Genomic DNA, 24,828 nt, shown 5'->3' with positions numbered 1-24,828 from the left:
ATGTCCTTTTTTAAAAATTAATATTTACTCCTAATGCTATTGTTCTTGCTGGCGGTGCAGAGTAAAAATCTTCGCCGATTCCTGTATCATCTCTTCTTGCTTCAGGGTCTGTACCTTTGTAATTTGTGAATGTAAGTAAATTTACAGAAGTTAAATAAACTCGTAAACTGCTCATTCCCATGTTAGATACGGTTTGTTTTGGCAAAGTGTATCCGATAGTTAGGTTTCTTAAACGAACAAAATCGGATTTTTCAAGGTAACGAGAAGAATCTTGTGTTCCGTTAGTGCCTCCAAATCTGGCTTGTGGGACATCAGTAATATCACCAGGATTTTGCCAGCGGTTTAACTGATCTGCTGTTTGATTATCAAAATAATCGGCTGCAGATGACATATAACCTCCAGCAGAATTATAAATACTAGCACCCCATTCGCCTTGGAATGTAAAAGTAAAATCGATGCCTTTGTAGAATATTGTATTGGTCAAACCAGACATCAAAGTCGGGAACGGATTTCCAGCAATGATTCTTTTTGCCTCACTGTAATCGTTTGTTGTAGATTTATCCAAAGTTCCGTCTGCATTTACCGTATTTTTTACAAACAATGCATCTCCGTTTGCAGGATCAACTCCAGCATATTCAACCAAATAGAAAGATGAAATATTTTCGCCCACTCTATTGATGGTATAAGTTGTGATGATATCAGTACCATTATTTGGCAGTGATTTTACTTCAGAATTATTTGTTGTAATATTAAAACTAGTATTCCATCTAAAGTTTTCTGTTTCAATGTTTTTAGTGTTTAAAGTAAATTCAAAACCACTGCTTCTTATTTTTCCAATATTTTTATTGATGAATTGCGCACCAGAACTTATCGGAACCGGAACTTCAAATAACAATCCGTCGGTATCTTTTTGGTAATAATCCGCTTCAAAGCTGATTTTGTTTAAAAAGCCTAATTCCACACCAAAATCAGTCTGCGTAGATTTTTCCCAAGTCAGGTTATCATTTCCAGCTTGATCAAAAGTAAGTCCAGATTTTAAATTATACGGATTTGGACGGTATAATTGGCGTGATGCAAAATTTCCGATTTCAGCATTTCCTAATTTCCCCCAGCTTCCTTTTAATTTCAAATAAGAAAGCACTGCATTGTCTTTTAGAAATTCTTCCTGAGAAACTACCCATCCTGCTGAGAATGCTGGAAAAACTCCAAATTTTTCGTTTTTACCAAAACGAGAAGACCCATCACGACGCACACTGGCTTTGAAAAGATATTTTCCTTGATAAGAATAATTTAAACGCCCAAACTGCGAAACAAAAGCATAATCGGTCTGGCTTCCGTGACCTTCATTTACTTCGGCACCACCGTCAACTGTTTGAAAATCATCGTTCGGGAAATAAATACTGTTAACATCCTGATATCTTCTGTTGTATTTATTGAACTCCATACCCGCTACAATGTTTAGGCTGTGTTTTTCTGCAAAAGTATGATCGTAAGTAAAGTAATTACTCCAAACATAATTTTCTGTGTTTACAGAAGTTGCAAATACAGCACCGTCTGTAGCCATAAAAGGAGCATTTTTACCTTGCCAGTAATCTTCTGTCTGGCTCAAAAAGTCATAAGAAAAATCAGAATTGAATTTTAAAGAATTTAAAAGTTTTAATTCTCCGTAAATTTTACCCGTAAGTCTTCTCATTATCGTTTTCCAGAAAGTATTGTCTTTTGCTAAAAGATAATTCGAGTATTCTGTATTTGGATTTGCAGTTCCGTCTGCTAATCTCGCCTGCGAAATTGGTGCCTGCGCAACAGACTGCAAAGGAGTAGAGAACGAGTTGTCATCCTGCACACGATCAATAAGCGATCTAGAAAATCCCAGATTCATTCCCGCTGTAAAACGGTCTGATACTTTGTGAGATAAATTGGTTCTTCCTGTAATTCTTTCTAAACTGTTGCTGTCTACGATCCCGACAGTATTGTTGTAAGCACCAGAAAAGAAATATTTTGTTTTACTGTCACCTCCAGAGAGCGAGAAATCGGCATCTGTAGTGTAACCTGTTTTTAAGGCAATATCCTGCCAATTGGTATCAATTTCTCCGTTTCTCCAATCTGTTCCCTGAGATAAAAATTCTAACTCATCTTCTACAGATTCTAAATCGTCTACATTTCGTCCTGCTTCCTGCAATAATGATACATATTGTTTGGCATTCAACCATTTCTTTTTGTGCGTTGCTTCGCTGACACCTTGAGAAAGATTGATAGAAAAAGTACCTTTTCCTTCTTTTCCTTTTTTGGTTGTAATTAATACCACTCCATTAGCTCCTCTGGCTCCGTAAATTGCAGCAGAAGAGGCGTCTTTTAAAACATCGATAGATTCGATTTCGCTGGTACTCAATGTTAATAACGGATTGGTTGGCGCTCCGTTGCTCGATTCGTTATCATTGATAAGCGGAATACCGTCTAATACATACAAAGGCTGTGTTCCAGCGCTAATACTGGCAGCACCGCGAACTCTAATATTGATACCGCCTTCTACTTTACCATTGGTTTGCGTTACCTGAACCCCGGCAAGTTTTCCAACTAAAGCATTCTGCATATTCGAAACAGGAATCTGCTGAATATCTTTTGCTGTAACTCGTGCGATATTATCGGTTAGGTTTTTCTTAGATTGTGTTCCGTAACCTACTACTAAAACAGCCTCAAGCTCATTTTGAGTTTCAATTAATTCAATTTTCATACCGTTGGAGGCAGGAACCTCTACAGAACTGTAACTTACATAGCTTACAACTAGTATCTGGCCTTTGGCAGCATCGATTTTAAATTGGCCGTCAAAATCAGTTTGCGTACTAATTTTTGTTCCCTTTAACACAATGTTTACTCCTGGAATTGGCATTCCTTTTTTATCCGTTACTTTTCCAGAAATTGATCCGTCTTGCGCGGCAGCTATCTGCATAAACAGCACTGATAAAAGCCACAAAAAATGCTTGAAGTTGATTTTCATTTTTCTTTCGATTAAATTAGATATCTCAAATATCTTAAAATAATGTTAACTATTAATGATTTTTTAACAATAAAAATAACAAATCAAGCGGTTTTTGTGTTTATTGTAACTTTTGAAGAAAAAATTAGTGGTTTTCTTAGAAAAAGAAGTGAAGAATTGTATTTAATTTAACTTATGGGATTGCTAATTTATGTTTTTTATACGTTTTTAACAAATATAGCGTTTAAAATCTTTGGTAAATTGAGCTTTCTTTGAAAAAGAATTAGTGCTTGTGATGGAAATTCGGATTCATCCCTAAACTTCTAAGAAATCCCAATCCACTAAAAGCTCTTAGTACTGTGTGTTTGATTCTTTGTATGAAGTATTAAAAGGCGAAAAAGAAGCAGAAAAAGCACCATGTTTAGTCAATTAAATTATTGAAAAATGCAGTATTCTTGAATCTTTCAAAACAAAAAAAAGTATGATACAAAAGGCGATTGCAGTATACAATCGCCTTTTTTTATAATTGCTTAAAATATCAAAAAAAAGCAATTATCTTTTTAAAGGAGCGCCTCCAGGCATTACTTCTGTTTTTAGTTTAAATTTACTGTATTCCACAACTCCGGTTCGGTCTGCCCAATCAAAATAAGAGGCCGAAAGTTTGTTTACAATTCCAGGATTTTGCTGTGCGACGTTTGTCGTTTCTCCTCGGTCGGTTTCAATGTTATACAGTTCCCATTCGTAAGAAGGATAAGTCGAAACCAGTTTCCATTTTCCATCGCGTACGGCACGATTTCCAGCTCTTTCCCAGAATAATGGCGCGCCTCTTTCGACCTGCGAAACATTATTAAATAAAACAGGTAACAAACTGCTTCCAGCCAATGCGTTTGTCGCAGCACCATTATATTCTTTGGGATATTCGATTCCTGCCAATTCGTAAAAAGTAGGGGCAAGGTCAATAATATGTCCTGTTCCTTTATCGATTCTTCCGGCTTTTATTTTTGATGGAAACCAAGCGATAAACGGTGAACTGAATCCGCCTTCGTGCATATTGTTTTTATATTGCTGTAAAGGTGTATTAGATAAATAAGCCCAGTTTTGTTCTTGATAATCAAATGATCCCGAAGTTCCAACCGGCCCGTCATTTCTAACTAAACCTCTTCCCAATGGGTTATAAGTATTAAAACCGCCTTGCGCTCCATTATCAGAAATAAAAATAATCAGCGTGTTTTTATCTTTTTTCAAAGCTTTTAATTTGTCCAAAACTTTTCCAACATTCTGATCCATATTGTCTACCATTGCAGCATAAACTTCCATTTTTGCTTTCCAGAATTGTTTTTCGTCGTAGGTTAATTTGTTCCATTCTGGAACTTCGGGATCTTTTGGTGCCACAGTTTGATCGGTTGGTAAAATGCCGTTTTCTTTTAGTTTTTGAATTCTCTTTTCTCTCAAAACATCCCAGCCTTCGTCAAATTTACCTCTGTATTTGGCAATATCAACCGGTTTAGCCTGCAAAGGCCAGTGCGGAGCCGTAAAAGCCAGATATAAAAAGAAAGGTTTGTTCTCTTTGTTTTGTTCGTCTAAGAAAGTAACCGCATTATTTCCAATTTCATCTGTAAAGTAATACGAATCGTCTTTTGGATGTAATTCAACATTATTCTTAATCAGTTTTACGGGATATGGATTTTTTCCGAATGGAAGTGGTTTGGTATCAAAATAGTTGGAAGCCCCTTTCAAGATTCCATAAAACTTGTCAAATCCTCTCTGATTTGGCCATTGCGCTTGGTCTTCTGAACCAACATGCCATTTTCCAGATAGAATGGTGCTGTAGCCGCCAGATCGGAAAACTTCTCCCAAGGTCAATGATTCTTTATTTAAATAGCCCTGATAAGCGGGTAAACCCAGATTGACATCAAAAAAGCCCACTCCGGCTTTGTGCTGGTATTGCCCTGTTAATAAAGAAGCTCTTGTTGGGGCGCAAATCGAGTTGTTGTAAAATTCGCGCAGGCGTAAACCTTCACCGGCCAATTTATCAAGATTGGGTGTTTTTATTTCAGAACCATAGTTTCCTAAATCAGAATATCCCATATCATCGACCATAATGAGGATAATATTTGGTTTTGAAGTTTCCGTTTTATTTTGTGAATGAACGGAAACAATGGCTGAGGCTAAAAGTGATATTGTAAATGCGATTTTTTTCATTCTTTTTTTATTTAATATTTAGCATCACATTATTTACTAAAAAGTAAAAAAGCGATTAAAAGTGTAATGATGATATTGAACAGCTGGGCTATTAAAAAGGCGTATAAAGGTTTTTTACTGTTGTTTTGCAGCAGCTCTTTAAAATTGGTTTCTAAGCCGATGCTGGTAAAAGCCAAGGCAAACCAAAGTCCCTGCAGATTTTTTATACTGTCTTTTACAGTGTCCCTGACTTCGGGAGTCAGCACAAAAGAAAAGAGCAGGGAAGCGGCAATAAATCCGATAACGAATTTTGGGAAACGTTCCCAGATTACGGCCAAAGTAGGTTTTGATACTTCACCTTGTGAAGTATTATGTGTATAGGTCCAATAAACGGAGATGGCAAAAGCAGCTAATCCTAATAATACATTTTGCGAAAATTTGACAATTGTACTAATTTTTAAAGCCGTTTCGCCAACCAAAGTTCCTGAGGCAACAACCGCTCCCGAAGTATCGATACTGCCGCCGAGCCAGGCTCCTGTAACTTCTTCGGGGAAATTAAAATATTTAGCAATAATAGGCATAAAAATCATCATGGGAATGGCCGTTACCAAAACAATCGAAATGACGTACGATAATTTTTTTGAATCTCCTTTGATAGCGCCTGATGTCGCAATTGCGGCAGAAACACCGCAGATAGAAACGGCACTTGAGATCATCATCGTTAATTCATCATCTACTTTTAATTTTTTGCAAAGCCAAAAGGCAAAATACCAAACGGATAAAACAACAATTAATGCCTGAATTAATCCTAGCGAACCTGCTTTAAGAATATCTGAAAAAATGACACTCGTACCCAGCAAAACCAATCCGATTTTTACAAAGACTTCTGTAGAAAGTGCTGCACGAAACCATTCCGGAAGTTTAAAGAAATTGCCAATAGATAATCCTATTGCCAGACTAAAAATTACGGCTTCTAAATTGAGTCCTTTTACAAAACTGTTTCCGGCAATAATCAAGGCAATCACGGTTAATAGGTACACTATCGGAAAAACCAATAGAAAGTTTTTTACAGATTTGCCAGCCAAAAAAGCTCCGATGGTTCCTATCGAAATGAAATAGACAAATTGTATGAAAAGGGTTTGAAGATTTTCGAAATTAAAGACATCGTTTTGTAAATCTGCCGTATTTGCCCATTTGAAAACAGGTACTAAAGGAAGAAAAATAAATAGGGAAATCCCGATGATTAAAAAGCCTAAAAGGACAACTATCCAGTCTTCATGAAGGTTTATTTTTTTTGATTGAATAGACATTAAATGTATATAATTATTTTACTGAAAGGTTTAAAACCTTTTACGCAGTGTTATTATTTGGAGTTAGAAAACGGAAAACCTGCAAGGTTTTGTAACCGTGCAGGTTGGTGTATTTTATAAATCAACAAAGTATTTTTGTTTACCAAAATCAAATTCGTAATACGTTAAATTGGGCCAAAGTGGTTTAATTAATCCCTTTTCCCAATTTTGAAGGGCATTTTCTAATTCTTTTACTTTTAGCGGATTTTTAGTGGCAAGATCTGTAGTTTCCGATTTGTCTCTGCCTAAATTATAAAGCCATTTTTCATGTGTTTTACCGCTTAGAATTAGTTTCCAATCACCGCTTCGAATTGCTTTTGCATCGCCAGAACGCCAATAGAGATCTTTGTGGGCAGTCTTATTTTCATTCACAACAAAAACCAGATCAACACCGTCATAAGTCCTGTCTTTTGGAAGATCAGAATGAATGGCTGCAGCAATCGTCGTAAAAATATCAAGAGAACTTACAGGTGTTTTGTAAACAGTATGCGGTTTGATTTTCCCCTTCCACGAAAGTGCAAACGGAACATTGATTCCGCCTTCAAAATGTGAAAATTTACCGCCTTTTAAGGGTGCGTTTGTGGTGGCAAAAGTATAATCGGCACCGCCGTTATCACTGGCAAAAAAGATTAAAGTGTTTTCTTCCAGACCTTCTTTTTTTACTTTGGCACGAATTCTTCCGATTGCATCATCAAGTGCGCTGATCATAGCAAAATAAACTCGTTTGTTTTCATCTTTTACATTCGGGAAACGGTCGTAATATTTTTTACGAACCTGAAAGGGTGTATGCGGCGCATTAAATGGTACGTACAATAAAAATGGTTTGTTTTTATTTTTATCAATAAAGGCTTCGGTTTCTTCTGCAAATTTTTCTGTCAGATATTCTTTTTCATCAATAATGGTGGTATCGCGACGAATTTGTCCAATTCCAACGCGTCCTTTACCCCAAATCATTTTATCGGTAAAATCTTTATGATGGTGGTTAATAATGTCGGGATTTTGGTCTTCTGGGGCGAAAAGCGAAAACGCCTGATAAAACCCGTAATGATAATCAAAACCTCTGTCCAAAGGAAAAAATCCTTTGTTGTGGCCAAGATGCCATTTTCCTATTATTCCTGTGCTGTAGCCTTTTCTTTTGGCTAAATCTCCAAAAGTGATTTCTGATTTTGGCAAACCCTGAGTGGCTATAGAGGCATCATTTGGATATTCGATTTTATCGTTTAATCTCCAATTATTGGTATCGATCAAATATTTGAAAGCATAATATTCTAAATTATTTTTCGGATATCTGTCTCCAGGCTGGTATTCGTGGCCAAAACGTTCCTGATAACGACCTGTAATTAATCCGGCGCGCGAAGGCGAACAAATAGAAGCAGAAACGTATGCATCTGTAAATGTTACGCCCGAAGCGGCCAAAGAATCAATTTGCGGTGTTGGCGTCGATTTTCCTCCGTATAACGAAATATCATATTTACCTAAATCATCGGCTAGAAGAATGATAATATTGGGCTTTTTTTCTCTTGTTGAGGTATCTTTCTGAGCTAGAAAAGCAGCCTTTCCTGCAGCCAGCTTTGCATCTTCTTTTATTAAAGTACCGTCGGTATTAATGGGCCAGAATAGAAATACGGCCAGAATGAGAAGCACTATTAATAGGGGAACAGCAATTTTGGTTATTTTTTTATAGTTTGCCATATAATTTTGGTTAGTTTTTTAATTGAATGGAAGAAGGTTTGATAGGTTTTCTCAAATCACAATTCCGGAGGAATGAAATATTTATAGATATAGTGATGATCAAACTACCAAAAAGCTCCAGCGGAGCGACACATTTAGACATCAAATTATAAAATATACCGCTCCGCTGGAGCTCTTTTGGAATGGACTAATTATTTCTATAAATATTTCGTTCCGCTGGGACTTGTTAACTTTTGGTCTATTATTTCTAATAAATGGTTTATTGATAAATTTGAAAAACTGCCAACATTTTATTTCGAAGCCAGCGCGGTATCAACATCATTCTTTAAATCTCCTAAGCCATCTTTTTTGAAAACAATTTTTTCATTTTTATAAAAGATTAAAGTGGGAAAGACTTTTACGTTTTTTAAATCTGCAATGACCTGCGGACTTTCTTCTAATTCAATTTCGATGATTTTTAGTTTGGCTCCGTATTGAGTTCGCAGCGATTCTAATATCGGCTTTACTGTTTTACAAGTTGCACAATATCTAGAACCAATGTCAACTAAAACATATTGATTTTCAGAAAGTATTTTATTGTATTCTGCGAGTGTCAGTTTAGTTTTTAAATTACTGTAAAAAGGTTTTCCGCCACCGATCCAGCTCGCAATACCGCCTTCTAAAATGTATACTTCTGCAAAACCTCTTTTTCCCAATTCAGCCGCCAAAAGGCCGCTTCTGTACGCCGCAATCGAATAAATAAATACAGGTTTTGACGGATTTAAAGCAATAACTCGTTTCTCGAAATCGTCTGATTTAAGATTAAAATTTACCGCACCTTCAATATGATTGAGTCCAAATTCATCTGAACCTCTTGCATCAATAATCTGCGGATTTTTTTGGCTTTTAACTTTAGCATAAAAAGCATCCAGCAGTAAATTGGCACTTTGTCCCTGCGAAAAAACAGCAATTGTAACTAGAAATACAATTGCTGTTAAACTAAATTTAAGTTTTTTATTTTTCATCTTTATGATTGCACCTGTTCTAAAACGGGTAAAGCGTTTTCTTCAGCAGCAACTGTTTTTGGTTTTAACGGAACGGATAATACGCCTTCTGCCAAAGCACTTCCTTCTTTTTTAGATTTGAATATAGGCCAAAGAAACTGTGCGTACCATTCTTCTTGTTTGTAGGATTTCATTCCGTAAGATTCTGGGAATTTTCTCGTAATTAATCCTGTTCCGAAAATGACATCCCAAAGAAAAAACATGTTTCCAAAGTTTCCTTTAAAGTGACCTACGCCGTCTCCGCTTGTATCGGCATGATGCGCATGATGCGTTGCCGGAGTCGAAATCAATCGTTCTAAAACCCATGCAATTGGATGTAATACTTTGTATTTGTAAAAAGGTTTGTCCCATGCAATGCTCGAATGCGCTCCCAAAGTGATGAAACTTTTAATAACCAAAACAAATAAAGCAGGAAGTCCTAAACCTAAATACGTTAAAGTTGCAGTTAAATAGATTTGAGAAAAGAAAACCGTATAGATAAAGTTTTGTCTAGAAGCCATTGCCATTCCCATGTAGGGAGCAGAATGATGTGTTCTATGAAAACGCCATAAGAACGGAACCTGATGGTGCAGTCTGTGGTACCAATACTGCGTTAAATCGTCGGCAATTGCAATCAGGAAAAAACCTCCCCAAAACGGAACCCAAGACAGTGAATTGGCCAGATTCGGAATTAAATAGGGCAGAGCCGTTAAACTAAAAAATGCAATTATTGGCGGTAAAAGTAATTTTGGCGCTAAGAAAGAAACAATATCAATTTTGCGTTCTTCGCCTGTCCATTGGTCGTCGTATAAACCGGCTCCAAATTCGATAAGGCCTAAAACGATCATAAATACGGTTAAGCCCCAAGTTCTGATGTTTGCAAAAGCGGGCTGAAGAAATTCTAAGAAAGCTGGTAATGTAAGGTGAGATTCACTCACAACGCCATTTCCAAGCTTAAAATAAAGGTAAATTGCCAAAACAGGCAATGAATAAATAAAAAGACTGATTGTCAAGTCTCTAGTCAATTTTGAATTTTGAACTGCTGCCATGATTTCTTATTTTAAAAATTGATTAATTATTGTTAATCCTCCAGCTAAAATGGCCAGAGGCACTAAAAACAAGATTATCCCAACGACAATCTTTTTTCCGATAATTTCATAGTCTACTCTTTTCATGATCATTTACATTAAGTTTTAATAATTTGAAATTCCTGCAAGGCTTTGCAAACCCTGCAGGATGGTTATAGTAATTAGTTTGAACTTCCTGCAGGTTTAGTTGCCTGTTTGATTAAATCAGAAATTGTTTTTCCCTTGTCGGCTCCAGTATTGTGAATCCTTCTGTTGTAAACATCCTGCCAGTCAATCAACGGATACACATTGTTTTCTTTGGCTTGTTCATCAAATAATTTCTGAAGTTCAGCCAATTTTTCAGGATATTTTTTTGCAAGATTGTTACGTTCGTTAAAATCTTCGTTCAAGTTGTATAATTCCCAAACATCAGTATCAAAGTTACTTGGAGCTGGTTTCTCATTATTTCCGATCGATTTTTTAACCGCAAAAGAATCGGGTAAATGTGCCGCTGCAGCTTTCCATCCGTCTTTGTAAATGGCTCTGTTTCCAAAAATGTAGTAATACTGTACTTTGTGCAGTGATTCGGCTTTTGGATTATCGATAGAAGCTTTAAAAGTAGAACCTTGAATAATATCTTGTTTGATGTTTTTGATATATTCCGGGGCCTGAATTCCTGCAATGTCCAAAGTAGTCGGCAGAATATCTGTTACGTGGCTGTATTGATTTCTGATACCGCCTTTTTCTTTAATTCCGTTCGGATAAAATACAATCAATGGGTTACGAGTTCCTCCTTCAGATTGTGCATCTTGTTTCCAGTTTTTGAATGGAACATTGGTTGCCTGAGCCCAGCCCAGCGGATAATTGGTATTTAAACCTTTTGCAGTTCCGATTTCTCCAATATTGTTCAAATTACTTTGAAAATTTTCTTCATCTGTTTTGCCTTGAGAAAATAAACTCTGGCTGATAGTTCCCTGTAAAGTTCCCTCTTTACTTGCTCCATTATCTCCAATTGCAACAAAAATCAGGGTATTATCTAGCTGTCCGCTTTCTTTAAGGTAATTCACCACTCTTCCAACCTCATAATCCGTATAGGTTAAGAATCCAGCGTAAACTTCCATAAATCGTGCATAAACTTTCTTTTGGTCTGGCGTTAATTTTTTCCATTCCGTAATCAAAGCATTACGATCTGGTAAAACGGCGTTTTGAGGAAAGATTCCCAATTTCTTTTGGTTTGCCAATACCTTTTCGCGGTAAACATCCCAGCCTTCGTCAAATTTTCCTTTATAAGGTTCCACCCATTTTTCTGCAACCTGATGAGGTGCGTGCACTGCTCCCGGTGCATAATACAAGAAGAATGGTTTTCCCGGCGCTGCTTTTTGCTGCTTCTGAATATAACTAATAGCTTTATCCGTAATTAATTCATTTAAGTGGCGTCCGTCGGGTTTAATATGCACCTGATCTTCTACTAAATCGGGATTGTATTGATCAGTTTGAGAGCCTAAGAATCCGTAGAAATGATCGAAACCTTTTCCAGTCGGCCATCTGTCAAACGGACCTGCATCTGTAGCTTCTTCGTCTGGAGTTACACCATATTTTCCAACAGCAAAAGTGTTGTAACCGTTGTCACGCAAGATCTCAGCAATGGTTCCTTTATCAGAAGGAATTCTTCCGTCCCAACCTGGAAAACCAGCCGATAAAACAGTATGAGAAAAACCGCTTACGTGAACTCTTCCCGAATTTCTTCCCGTTAGCAAAGCAGCTCGTGTAGGCGCACAGATTGCTGTGGTATGAAAATTAGTATAACGAAGTCCGTTATTTGCCAGATTATCAAAAGTCGGCGTATTGATTAAACCGCCAAAAGTGCTTGAAGCGCCAAATCCAACATCATCCAACAAAATCCAAACAACGTTTGGAGCGCCTTTTGGGGCCGTTACAGGATCTGGCCAATATTCTTTAGAATCGGCCAATGTTTTACCAATGGTTCCTTTAAACTCTGTTTTCTCTTGCGCCAATCCTAATTGTGCGACTAGGACAGCAGTAATCAAAAGCCCTTTCTTAGAGCTTTTGATTGTAATGCTATTTTTAATATTTTTCATTTTCTATAGTTTTTTAGTTATATGGTTTTTAAATAATAGTGTGTTTTTTTTAGGAGCTAATCCCGCTCCCGAAGCCTCGGGACCGCCACAAAAGGATTTCCACTTCTATCGGGGCTAGTAGACTCATTTTCATAATAATGTTTTCGTTCAGTTTGTCAGACTGAGCGAAGTCGAAGCCCGCGCAAGTAACTTCGTACAGAAGAGTCGTGAATCTTTGTAGAGTTTCTTAAAGAGATTTAATTCGCCTATTTGCTATCGCTCGGTTCTCCTTCGTCGAAATGACAAGATTGCGTTTATCATACATAGCAGACTATGTTTGGAAAAACGAGTTTCTCTTGCAACTCTTTTTTATTAATAATTAAACCGTTTCTATGTGTTAAAAAAAGAAACGTTTAATACCCAGGATTTTGCGGCAGCCCTTCCGGATTTATATTTCTTTCGCTCTGCGGAATCGGATAAAGATTATTTCTTTCTGATACAGAATTTTTAGCCGTTACTTTTTTCACTTCAGTAACCAAAGTTCCCCATCGAACTAAATCGAACCATCTTTGTCCTTCTTGAACAAATTCTTTTTTACGTTCTTCCTGAATCGCCGCTCTAAAAGTGGTTTGGTTTAATCCAACTAAATCTACGGTTGCATCTGGAGTAGTAATTGGTTTTCCGAAAGCCCTTCTTCTTACTTGATTGATCAATTCGTAAGTTTCGGTTGTTGGTCCGCCTTGTTCATTTATCGCTTCCGCTAAAGACAATAAAACGTCTGCATAACGAATAACAGGAAAGTTGATTGCTACATTTCCTGGAGTTGCCAGGTTGGTTAAATCCAGATATTTTTTGAAAATAGGTTTCGGAAAAGTATATAAGGTTCCTGTCGAAGGATTCAGCAATTGTTTGGCATAACTTACATCTCTTCTTTTATCTCCTGCGGCATAAATATCATAAAACAAAGCTACGTCTGAGATAATATCGGCTGGTTCTGTCGCGGTAAATCCGGTAAAAGAAGTTGCTTGAAAAGTACTCCCGCTAGAACCATTTCCTGCCTGATTAGGCTCAAACTGAACAGAGAAAATATGTTCTTTTCCGTTCTTTTTGGTTTTAGTAAAAATATCCTGAAAATCTTCAAACAAGGCATAGCCGTAACCGCCATTGATGACTTCTCTGGCCTTTGCAATAGTATTAGGCCAGTCTTTTCTGGTAATGTATACCTTTGCTAAAATTGCCTTTGCAGCTCCAGAGGTAGCGCGTCCGGCATCTGTTGCAGCGTAAGTGGCAGGAAGTGCTTCAGCATCAGTCAAATCTTTAATAATTTGAGCGTATACCTCGTCAACCGTTGCACGATTCGTTTTTAGGTTTTCTAAATTAATAGAAGTCGCTTCGTGTAAAACAATCGGAACCCCTCCCCAAAGACGAACTGCTTGAAAATACAACAGACCTCTGATAAATTTTGCTTCATTGATTAATCTGGTTTTAATAACCTCTGAACCCGAAACTTTCGGAATATTATCGATAGAAACATTGGCTCTGTTGATTCCCGCATAAATTTGTCTCCATGCCACCTGAACACGGTCTGAAGTAGCATCATGCGTCAAACTGCTCAAAGCGCGAACCTGCGGATTGGTGGCAGAAACTCCAGCAGCAGCATAATCGGATGCCATATCGGTCAAGAAATAAAGGTTTCGTCCGAACAAACTCTGTTCTCCCGGATCTAAACTCAGCGAAGCATAAACGGCTGTAACACTCGCCACAGCATCATCTTGTGTTACAAAATAATTGTCTTCGGTTACAAATGAGGTAGGCGTTACCTCCAAGTCTGCGCACGAGCTTAATAAACCCGTCGTTAAAAGGAATGTTATCAGTATCTTTTTCATTGTATTTTTACTTAGAATGTTACGTTAAGGCCAGAAATAAAGGTTTTAGAATTCGGATAAGAACCAAAATCAATTCCCGGATATAAGTTGTTTTGTTCGTATGAACTTACCTCTGGATCATAACCAGTATATTTAGTCCATGTAATTAAGTTTTCTGCAGAGATGTAAAATTTAACGCTCTTTGTTCCTAGTTTTTTCGAAACACTTTTTGGCAGCGTATAGCCCAGCGTAATTAGTTTTAATCTTAAGAAAGAAGCGTCTTCAACATATCTTTCAGAAACAATTCCCAGCGGAGAACTTGAAGCTCTCGGAATTTCGTTACTTGGATTTGTCGGTGTCCATCGGTCGTTAAGAGTTGCGGCAGCATTAGTTCCAAGCGTTGAGATTTCTAACTGCTGGTTCAAAGCATTGAAGATTTTACCGCCGTAAGATCCCTGAAAAGAAAAGTTCAGATCAAAATCTTTGTATGAAACCGTATTGCTGAAACTTCCGATGAATTTTGGCTGAGAAGTGCCTAAATTTCCTTTATCCAATGCTGTAATTACACCGTCTCCATTTGTGTCAACATATTTTCGGTCTCCCACTTTAGTATTAGCCAGACTATTGATTTTTGGCTGCGTGTTTATTTCTTCCTGAGTCTGAAAAATTCCGTTTGTTCTATATCCCCAGAAAGTTCCCAAAGGCAGCCCTACTTTTACGATAACTGGTTGTTGCTGCAATAAGGAGCCATTTGGAACAACAGGGAAAAATTCGTTAACACCATTTCCGATAGCAACTACTTTATTTCGGTTTGCAGAAAAAACGATGTTAGAGTTCCACGCAAAGTTTTTGGTTTTAAGGTTTTCTGTAGTCAGCCCAATTTCAACACCTTTGTTTTCTACGCCTCCAATATTCTGAAGAACCGTTGCATAACCTGAACTCAACGGAACGGGAACATTGATTAACAAATCGTTTGTTTTTTTGTAATACACATCAAAAACAAAATTGATTTTTCGGTCCAGTAAGGATAAATCCAATCCAACATTATACTGATTTGTTTTTTCCCATTTCAAATCCGGATTTGCTAAACGGGTAGGAGCGAGCCCCGTGTACAAAGTACCTCCAAAAGAATAATTTACAGAACCCATTGCAGGAAGAGACAGATAGTTTCCTATTTCTTGGTTTCCTGTTGTTCCGGCAGTAATTCTAAGTTTGGCTTCGGTTACGCCTTTTATATTATTTGCAAATTCTTCGTCGGTAATATTCCAAGAGAAACCAGCAGACGGAAAGTACCCCCAAAGAGACTCCGCTCCAAATCGAGAAGAACCATCGGCCCGTCCAGAAAGAGTAAAGTTGTATTTTCCTTTATAAGAATAATTTACTCTTGCCAGCCAGGATTTTAGCACACTTTCAAAAGCATCGCTGTACGGTTTAACCGCCACACCATCTTGCAGTGCATTGTAGGTATTAGCATCATTTACAAAAGTCTGTGCGCCGGCATTTACAACTTCACCTTTAGTATATTGAAGTGTATAACCTCCTAAAGCAGAAAATTTATGATTTTCACCAAAATTGGTATTGTAATTCAATGTGTTTTCATTTAAAACAGAACTTACAACGCGTTCTCCCACAGAAGCCAGACCTTTTGTTCCTGCTCCGGTTGTGGTATTGGCTGGTGCATAATAATTTTGTTTGGTGTTTAATACGTCACCGCTTACCGCAACTTTAGCCGTTAATTTTTTAGTGATTTTATATTCGCCAAATAAGCTGGTCAGGATTCTGTTTAATTTGGTTTCGTTGGTTGTGTTTTCCAAATCATTAATCGGATTTGGGACATAACCATTGACAGAAGTCGCGTACGGATTATTCGTTACATTATAACTCCCGTCAGCATTTTTGATTGGAACCACAGGAGCAGTCAAAACAACACTCACAAGCGGATTTGGATTTCTTCCGGCAGCAGTGCCTCCATTTGTTCCTACGCCGTTTGAAATAGAATTGGTATAATTTGCATTGACGCCAAATTTAAAATTCTGCGAATAATTTCTTTCGTAATTAGCGCGAAGTGAAATGCGTTTAAAATCAGAGCCTAAAACAATCCCTTCCTGGTCAAAATATCCTGCAGAAATTGCATATCTTGATCTTTCGTCTCCTCCAGAAAAAGAAAGCTGATGGTTTTGTACAGGTGCCGCTTTTATAAAAGCTGCCGACTGCCAGTCGTAATTACCAGATGTTTTTAATGCTTCGATCTGAGCTGCTGAAAAAGAAGGTGCCTGACCAATACTTGCCTGAACATCATTTCTCAAACTTGCCCATTCGCTGGCATTCATCAGTCTTAGTTTCTTCGAAATATTTTGAAAACCAAAATAACCTTGGTACGAAATATTATCCTGTCCTTTAGTACCTTTTTTTGTGGTAATGATTACAACTCCATTTGCACCGCGAGAACCGTAAATTGCAGTTGCAGATGCATCCTTTAAAACTTCAATAGATTCAATATCTGCCGGATTTATTGTCGACATTACATTGACACTCGCGCCAGAAAAGGCAACCCCCGCAGAGCTGTTATTGTTGTCGTTATAAATTAAAATTCCGTCCACAACATAAAGAGGCTCATTTCCTGCTGTAATAGAGTTTCCACCGCGAATTCGAACGCTTGAAGAAGCACCTGGGCGACCAGAACTTTGCGTAACTACCACACCAGCAACAGCGCCTCTTAATAGATTATCTGCCGAAGAAGTAACCTGAGATAAATTTGCTTTTGGAACCGAAGCAACAGAACCCGTAATGTCTTTTCTTTTCTGAGTTCCATATCCAACAACTACCAATTCGTCAAGTTCCTGACGCTCTTCTTTAAGATTGATAATGATAGGATTTTTTTCTACAATTATTTCGGCTTTTTTATAACCGATATAACTAACGATCAAAGTATAAGGAAATTTTTGACCTGTTTGAAAGTAAAATTTTCCTTCTGCATCTGTCACAACTCCGTGAGTTGTGCCTTTAATAGTTACAGATGCACCAATTATGGGTTCGTTTGTAATAGCGTCTACAACAGTCCCATCGAGTTTAGACTGAATTAGAGGGGTGGTATTTTGGGCTTGTAATCCTGCTGTTATTGAGAGTAGAAACAGCAGTATGTATATGTTTAACTTTTTTTTCATTTCTTTGTACTGGTTTTAAGTAATTAACAAGACGCCCTGAGCACTGTTTTTACAGCACTCTAAAAGTGTTCTTGATTTAGTGATAAATGTTCTTTAAGCCTCGCCATTTCTGTTGCCGCAGAAATGGCTTTTTTTATTTACAACAGCAGTTTTGCATTATTTTCATTTTAGTTTTTTTAGTTGTTAGTTATTTAATTTTTTAATTATCGCATGGTTTAAAGTAGCTGACTCATGCACAAAGTGCATCAGAAAGACTTTTAGGATTATTTCGGTAAATATTTTTGGTGGTGTTTTTTTTCGAACTTCGTTTTAAATAATCATTTAAAAACGAAAATATAGATACAGTGTATTAGCAACAGCTACACATATAACAAACAGCGCTATAAGTGTATTTTTTAGGAAGAATATCAAACGAGATGTTTTCTGTTGTTATCACAATTTAGTCTTTTATGGTTTGAAATAATATTTAAAACTCTACTAACTCTATAGGACAAAGTTAAATTTAATATAATAAAAACCAAAAGTTTAGAAGTTTTTTTTTGAAAAAAATACGATTACAGCCAGTGAAAGACAATTTGAAAGTACCGCATACCGCATTTTAAAAGGGATTTGCAAAGAATTGAAAAGAGGGGAGTATGTTAAAATTAAATCAGCAATAATTAAAAAATGTAGTATTTATTCTGATGTTTTTTTGTGCTGAGAATTTTATTGTCTTAAAATGGAGTGCTTTAAATGTCAAAAAATAGGAGTGGTTTAATTTTATCGAAAATAATTGATGCAGAAATGCTGTTTGAATCATCATCATTTTTGAGTTGAAATAAAAAAAAAGAACTGTATTAAAAAATACAGTTCCAGTTGAGAGATAGTAATTAGTTATTTTATGTGTTAGAATAAGTATGTACGCTTTGCCCCGCAGACGGCATATAATTAACACCAAACCAGCATAATAATAATATAACGAAAGCCGCTGTTAAAGTAATTAAAGCTACTTCGACTTTAGCTGGATAGCGATAGCGTACGTGTATGTAAATCAAATATCCTAACCAAGTAAGCATTGCCCATGTTTCCTTAGGATCCCATGTCCAATAATGTCCCCAAGCTTCTTTGGCCCATAAAGCTCCAAATAACAACCCTAAGGAAAGAAAACCAAAACCTACATAAACGAGGTTATTGGCCAGCTGCAGCGCAGTATCTTTATAAGTGCCGGTATAAAATTTATATAACCCATAACAAGAGACTATAGATGAGGCAGCGAGCAGCGCATATGAGAAAATATAAACTAAAACATGTGGTACAAACCATATACTCTGTAAGGCAGGCATAAGAGCTTTGTTATAGGTATCAGGATTTAAATAATTTATGATTAAGAAAATACAGGCCATCCCTAAACTGTAATTGAGCAGCCATTTATATTTCCATCGAAAATAAGTAACGATACCAATTATTGGTAAAAAAACAGCATACCATAACCTTGTTTCTCCTAAGGTACGCATAGGAGGGCGTCCTAGGTGAGACCATAAATTATAGGTAAAAATAATCATAGATAAAGCGCCTAATGATGCAAAAAGTAATAGCAATAGTGTTTTTGTCCTCGTGCTCTTTATGAGTTGAAGAAGCATGCAAATCAGCCAAAAGAATAAGGCAGTAAGAGCATAATTAGAAAAATAGATCCAGTAATTCATTAAAAATCAATTTAATTATAGTGATTAAATATTCACAGTAGTTTTTGAAAATTATAGTGCAGTTCCTTTTCCTTTAAAGATCAGATATACAGCTCCAACAAGCATCATAAATATGCCGCAATAAACAATAGGAAGCCAAGGATCACTTACTATTTCGATAACGCTCAATTTAGACCACTTTCCAAATTTTTCGTCATAACTCAATTGGTACACCTTCCATCCATTAACCTTATAAGGTTTATTAACTTCAATTACAGCACTTTCATTTTTACCATCTTTGACATATACGTTTACGTGCGAACTATATTTTTTGGCTTCAGGTTGCAGCATTACGATTGCTTCTTTTTCGCTTAACTGTAAATAGGAGTATTGGGTTGCAAAACTGCCGCAGCTAATCCAGGCAATGGTATCCATTGTTGCCGATTTTACTTCGATGCGTGCTGCTGGCGCGGCACCTTCTTCATTTACTTGAAAATAACCATTTCCGGTAAATTTGCTGTTTTCAAGATAATCTAAGATTTTAATTTTATAATTTTTATAATCGTAATGATCACCTTTTTCAATCATTCGAAGAGCATTAACCCCCTTGGTTTGTATATTATTGGTGGTAATGTCGGCCAGAGCAAGTTTTGGCGCAAAGGTTTCCATATCAAAACTTTTTAGCTCAAAAGCAATTGGCATAGGTATTTGGTTTCCTTTTTCTGTTTTGGCTCCCCATACAAGCTGGTTTTCATATAAATCCATTGTATAACGCTTTAGATCGCCGCTGCCTAGAATTCCTGCCGTCATTGCGATAAAAAGACCGAGATGATTTAATACAAATCCCCAATTTTTCCATTGCCAGGGTGTCATTCGATTCAATGTTGCCAACCCAAGAGTTGTTAAAAAATAGAATTGCGCAATGATAAAGGGCCAGCTCGACAGTACAAACGAAAAACCAAATAAATCTGGTTTGGTTCCTTCAACAAAATTTTGCTGTGGCAATGTTCCCATTAAAATTGCTTGAATTAAAACTAATGTTATCGCGCTTACCGATGCCGGCACAGATCGCAGCCATTTTACCCAAGGATGATTTCTGTAAAAAAAGTGAAGCAAAAGCAGCATGATAATAAATACTGCTCCGATAAAGTAATTTATTGGAGCTCCAACTGCTTTTATAGACGTTCTGGTTGTTATTTGCAGCAGATATCCCACAATTAATAAACCGAAACTGATTATAGCAGATTCTTTATAATCCCACGGATACTGCCACAACTGTTTTTTAGTGGATTGACGATTTTCAGAGTTTTGTATTCCCATTCTATTCTGTGGTGATTTTATGTAGAGAAGAGAGCAAAAAAAAGTCTAATAAACTTTTTTCAGCTCCCTCTCAAATTATTTAATAGGTATAGAAACAGCAATTATTTTTTCTTTGCTTCTTCCAGCCATTTTGGTAAAACATTCTTTTTAAATTCGGCTTTATTGCTTCTTTCTTTGCTCATATCAAGACCGATATATTTTTGGGCTTTATCTTTTGTAGATAAATCAGGATATTGCATTGGAGCCGTTTGACCTAAAGAAACCAATACTTTGCTTAGTCCAACTCGAGCTTCAGCAGCCTTATTTAATCCATTTGTGATCACTCTTGCAGTTTCTAGAGGAGCATGGAAAGAACCTCCATGTGATGCAGCAGCAAAATCCCAACGCCATTGCGCTTGACGAATTAGTTTTAATATATCTTTCATTTGAGCTTCGGTTGCACCTTTATCCCAAGCTAATTTTGCCTCTAAATGAGCTTTTACCAATTGATCTTCTAATTCGATACGGATCTCATGAATTTTTTTCTGGCGCTCATTTACGTTGGCAACCAAAGTTTTCTCTTCTTCACGATGACAAACCTGACAAGAGTTTGCTACGTTATTAAGTGGTGACTGAATTTTATGATCTGTAAATTTTTGTCCTCCTTCGCTCTTGTAAGGCATATGACAATCTGCACAAGAAACGCCTCTTTGTCCGTGAATTCCCATTTGATGAATTTCATAATCAGGGTGTTGTGCTTTTATAATAGGAGCTTTACTTAGTGCGTGTGTAAAATCACTAAATTCAATACCGTCATAATATTTCTCCATATCTTCGACAGCCATACCATTTTTCCATGGGAATTTTACTTTTGCAGCACCCTCTACAGATTTTTTATCAAAATAGTATTCTACGTGACATTGCGCGCATACTAAAGAGCGCATTTCATTATGAGTTGCTTTTGTAATATCTTTTCCTTGTTCTTTAAACGCTTCAATTAATGCTGGGCGGGTAATTTTTAGATTCATTGTTTTAGAATCATGACAATCTGCACATCCAATCGGATTTACAATTTCAGGTCCTAATGCAGCCCATGTTTGTTTGTAGAATTCATCAATTCCTAATTTGTCCATCATTCTTGGTACATCTGGAGATTTACATACCCAGCAGCTAGAAGGCTGAGGTCCGTCTTGCGGCCCTTTTGGAGCACCTGTTCTCAAAGTATTGTAGATATCTTCTAATGCATAAAAGTGTCCTCTACCCTGATTGTAATCTTTAGAGAAAGCATAACCTGCCCATAAAATTACCATACGAGGATCTTCATGAAGCATATCTCTCATTTTTCCTCCTCCATACAGACTGGTAAAAGTGGTATCTGCGGTTTCGTAATAAGTTTGATATTCACGAGGATAATTTGCCCCCCAGACTTCATTTTTAGATTCAAATTCGCCTACTGGTGCCATAACTTTATTAGCAAATAAAGCTTCGGTTCTTCGCTCCATCACGCTGTTTACTAACAAGCCTAGTACAAAAACCAATAGCATTGTAATGCCAAACATTATCCACCCCATCCAAGGTTTTTGTTTTATAATTTCTTTTAGAGTTGCCATAATTATATCTGTATTTAATTTTGTTTTGATTAATTTTTATCTACTGCATTTATTGTGTTCTTTTTTGCATTTTCTGTGCTGTCTGTTTGTTTGCGAAGCCATTCAGGAACTGGAGAATCCAGATTAGGAATTCTAGCATTTGGCGCTGACGATAAGCTGTTTACACGTCCGTGGGGAACTTCTCGATGACAGTCCCAGCATAACTTTCCTTCTCCATGTTTTTTGCTTTCGAGAGTGACTCCAGTAGTGCTGACATTTGAATTTAGATCACTATGACATCGCTGGCAGTTTTTTTGAACCACATCCGTTCCTGCTTCTTTTATTTGAATTACCTGTGGCTCTGCACGCCATGTAAATACTGTGGCATGATAAATACCATCTTTAGCCTTAAAAAAATATTTATTAAAGGGATTGTTATGAGGTACGTGACAATCATTACAATTGGTTACTCTAGCATGTGAACTGTGCTGCCATGTAGCATAAAATGGAGCCATAACATGACAATTTACGCATGTTTTGGGTTCATCAGAAAGATAGGAGACCGCATTAGAAACATATAGTAAATACGCAAATAATCCCATTCCAATTCCTGTTGCTACGATTACAAATGGAACCCATTTACGTGGAGGTAAGAAATAACTAATAATTTTTTTCATAAACGATGCAAGTTTAATTATGGGGCAAAAATAAAGTGTAAAATCCTACTTTTTAATGATAAATATCAGATAACAGAATTTTATTATAGTAAATTTTTGCAGTCGTTTTAAAAGAAAGATTTACTGATTATTTCAATATTTCAAACGAAAAGAAATGAGGTGATATAATAAAAATAAAAGATTAATTGTCTGATTATTTGTGTTTTAATGTGTTTTTTTTTACTTTTAATACTTCTTATTTGTATTTAGTAAATAAAATGGTAGAATTATTTTTTTTATTCTTCAATAAAACATTACAGATGAGATTTTGTATTTATTCGATGAATGATATTTCTCTATATAAAGAAAATTTGACATTGATTCTTAATACAAAAAACAAAAAAAAGTAAATTCTACGCCAAATAGCTTTTTATGCTGACGTTTATACAGCATAAAGTCTTAAAGTTTCTCCATGCTATTTCATACTTTTTTCGCCGTTGTCTCTAATTACTTGCCGCAATAAATCAGCTATAATTTGTTTGTAAATTTTTATTCTTACAAAATGAAAAGGTCTTTATTTGAAACAATAATAATTAGTGCTTCATTTTTAGCTATTTAGGATGATTTTAAATAAAGACAAAATAATCTTTTAATATGATATTTGTCATATTTAGTAAGAATGTATGGACATAATTTTGCGCAACAATTGAGAATGAATCTGCTCAGTTGTGCAAGTAAATTTTATAATCATATGAGTAATTTGTCACAATCTCACAGAATTTTATTTCTTAACACGCTTGCTTTTACGGTTTGTTTTGCTTGCTGGACACTCAACGGTGTTTTAATTACTTTTTTGGCAGATAAAGGAATTTTCAATTTTACGGTTGTAGAAATCGGATGGCTTCTTGGAATCCCAATTCTTTCGGGTTCAATTTTCAGGCTTCCAATAGGGATCTTAACAGATAAATACGGCGGAAAGATTGTCTATTCTGCTTTACTTTTATTGTGTTCTATTCCGCTTTTACTAATGTCTTTTGCCAGTTCCTTTTGGAGTTTTGCAATTCTTAGTTTTTTCTTTGGATTGGTCGGTACAAGCTTTGCTGTTGGGATAGGATATACTTCAATTTGGTATCCAAAAGAATGGCAGGGAAGGGCCTTAGGAATCTTTGGTATGGGAAATGCCGGAGCGGCTATTACCACTTTCATAGCACCTACCTTGTTAAATAATTTATCAGAAAAAGATCCAATTAACGGATGGAAAATGCTTCCAGTAATTTATGGTGTTACTCTTATTGTTATAGGAGTTCTTTTTCTAGTTTTTGCTAAAAATAAAACGAATCAAGGAGTTTCAAAAACGATGAGTGAATTATTGTCGCCTCTTGCTAAGACAAGAGTCTGGCGTTTTGGAGCTTATTACTTTTTAGTTTTCGGATTTTTCGTTGCCTATTCGCAATGGCTGCTCCCAAATTTTATGAATGTTTACAATACAACTTTGGTAATGGGCGGAATGTTTGCAACCCTCTTTAGTCTTCCGTCTGGCATTATCAGAGCATTTGGAGGTTATTTGTCAGATAAATTTGGCGCTAGAAAAGTAATGTATTGGGTTTTAGGTTCTTCAATTATCATAAGCTTTTTATTAATGTTCCCAAAAATGGAAATATTTACCGCAGGTCCGGGTGTACTAGCAATGAATAACGGTACAGTTACAGAAATAACAGCTGATAAAATTGTAGTTAATGGAAAAATACACCACGTAAACATTCAGAAAAAAAATGAAAATGCTGGTAATCCTGTTTTTCCTGTAAAAAAATCTTGGCAGGAAATCGTTGTCAAACAAAATCAAGAAGTAAAGAAGAAAGAATTGCTGGCACAAGGTATTACGCAGATTAATTTCAGCGCCAATCTTTGGGTATATCTTGTTTTGGTAATCCTTATTGGTATATCATGGGGAATAGGAAAAGCGGCAGTGTACAAACATATTCCAGAATATTTCCCGAATGAAGTGGGAGTTGTAGGAGGAATGGTCGGACTAATTGGTGGTTTAGGAGGTTTTCTGGGACCAATAATCTTTGGCTATTTATTGAATTATACAGGTTTATGGACAAGCTCCTGGATCTTTATTTTTATAGTTTCTGTCCTTTGCCTCGTATGGATGCATACAACAATCATTAAAGCGATGAGAAGCAAATCACCCAATTTTATAAGACAAATAGAAGATAATCATTAAAAAA

At 36.4% G+C, this 24,828-nt stretch carries 14 protein-coding genes; 1 reads left to right on the top strand and 13 read right to left on the bottom strand.

Features of this window, described 5'->3' with window-relative positions; all coding sequences use genetic code 11:
* Positions 1–10: 10 nt before the first annotated feature.
* The 13 genes from C4F50_RS17035 to nrfH all read right to left on the bottom strand — a co-directional run bounded on the left by C4F50_RS17035 (position 11) and on the right by nrfH (position 22,618).
* Positions 11–2,995, bottom strand: a complete 2,985-nt coding sequence (locus C4F50_RS17035) for a SusC/RagA family TonB-linked outer membrane protein (protein ID WP_194139855.1) — start codon at positions 2,993–2,995, stop codon at positions 11–13.
* Positions 2,996–3,526: 531 nt separating this feature from the next.
* Positions 3,527–5,176, bottom strand: coding sequence for an arylsulfatase (locus C4F50_RS17030; RefSeq protein ID WP_194139854.1), 1,650 nt, complete (start codon positions 5,174–5,176; stop codon positions 3,527–3,529).
* Between the two features lie 29 nt (positions 5,177–5,205).
* Positions 5,206–6,465, bottom strand: a complete 1,260-nt coding sequence (locus C4F50_RS17025) for a YeiH family protein (RefSeq protein WP_194139853.1) — start codon at positions 6,463–6,465, stop codon at positions 5,206–5,208.
* A gap of 114 nt (positions 6,466–6,579) precedes the next feature.
* Positions 6,580–8,196 (bottom strand): sulfatase-like hydrolase/transferase, encoded by a 1,617-nt coding sequence (locus C4F50_RS17020; protein WP_194139852.1) that lies wholly within the window; start codon positions 8,194–8,196, stop codon positions 6,580–6,582.
* A 290-nt stretch (positions 8,197–8,486) separates the two neighbouring features.
* Positions 8,487–9,200, bottom strand: a complete 714-nt coding sequence (locus tag C4F50_RS17015; RefSeq protein WP_194139851.1) for a thioredoxin domain-containing protein — start codon at positions 9,198–9,200, stop codon at positions 8,487–8,489.
* A gap of 2 nt (positions 9,201–9,202) precedes the next feature.
* Positions 9,203–10,267, bottom strand: a complete 1,065-nt coding sequence (locus C4F50_RS17010) for a sterol desaturase family protein (RefSeq protein WP_194139850.1) — start codon at positions 10,265–10,267, stop codon at positions 9,203–9,205.
* 200 nt (positions 10,268–10,467) lie between these two features.
* Positions 10,468–12,384 (bottom strand): arylsulfatase, encoded by a 1,917-nt coding sequence (locus C4F50_RS17005; RefSeq protein ID WP_194139849.1) that lies wholly within the window; start codon positions 12,382–12,384, stop codon positions 10,468–10,470.
* A 392-nt stretch (positions 12,385–12,776) separates the two neighbouring features.
* Complete coding sequence (locus C4F50_RS17000) at positions 12,777–14,249, bottom strand: RagB/SusD family nutrient uptake outer membrane protein (protein WP_194139848.1); 1,473 nt, start codon at positions 14,247–14,249, stop codon at positions 12,777–12,779.
* Positions 14,250–14,260: 11 nt separating this feature from the next.
* Positions 14,261–17,392 (bottom strand): SusC/RagA family TonB-linked outer membrane protein, encoded by a 3,132-nt coding sequence (locus C4F50_RS16995; RefSeq protein WP_194139847.1) that lies wholly within the window; start codon positions 17,390–17,392, stop codon positions 14,261–14,263.
* 878 nt (positions 17,393–18,270) lie between these two features.
* Positions 18,271–19,011 (bottom strand): cytochrome c biogenesis protein CcsA, encoded by a 741-nt coding sequence (gene ccsA, locus C4F50_RS16990; RefSeq protein WP_348537023.1) that lies wholly within the window; start codon positions 19,009–19,011, stop codon positions 18,271–18,273.
* Between the two features lie 114 nt (positions 19,012–19,125).
* Positions 19,126–20,373, bottom strand: a complete 1,248-nt coding sequence (locus C4F50_RS16985; RefSeq protein ID WP_194139845.1) for a cytochrome c biogenesis ResB family protein — start codon at positions 20,371–20,373, stop codon at positions 19,126–19,128.
* A 101-nt stretch (positions 20,374–20,474) separates the two neighbouring features.
* Positions 20,475–21,962, bottom strand: a complete 1,488-nt coding sequence (gene nrfA / locus C4F50_RS16980) for an ammonia-forming cytochrome c nitrite reductase (RefSeq protein ID WP_194139844.1) — start codon at positions 21,960–21,962, stop codon at positions 20,475–20,477.
* 29 nt (positions 21,963–21,991) lie between these two features.
* Positions 21,992–22,618 (bottom strand): cytochrome c nitrite reductase small subunit, encoded by a 627-nt coding sequence (nrfH, locus tag C4F50_RS16975; protein WP_194139843.1) that lies wholly within the window; start codon positions 22,616–22,618, stop codon positions 21,992–21,994.
* A gap of 730 nt (positions 22,619–23,348) precedes the next feature.
* Here nrfH and C4F50_RS16970 point away from each other — a divergent pair.
* A complete protein-coding gene (locus C4F50_RS16970) occupies positions 23,349–24,824 on the top strand; it encodes an MFS transporter (protein ID WP_194139842.1) in 1,476 nt (491 codons plus the stop codon).
* The last annotated feature ends 4 nt before the right edge of the window (positions 24,825–24,828 follow it).

This window comes from Flavobacterium hungaricum, assembly GCF_015182285.1.
GTDB lineage: Bacteria > Bacteroidota > Bacteroidia > Flavobacteriales > Flavobacteriaceae > Flavobacterium > Flavobacterium hungaricum.
Note: the sequence above shows the minus strand (reverse complement) of the source record. Positions and strands in the feature narration are given on the sequence as shown.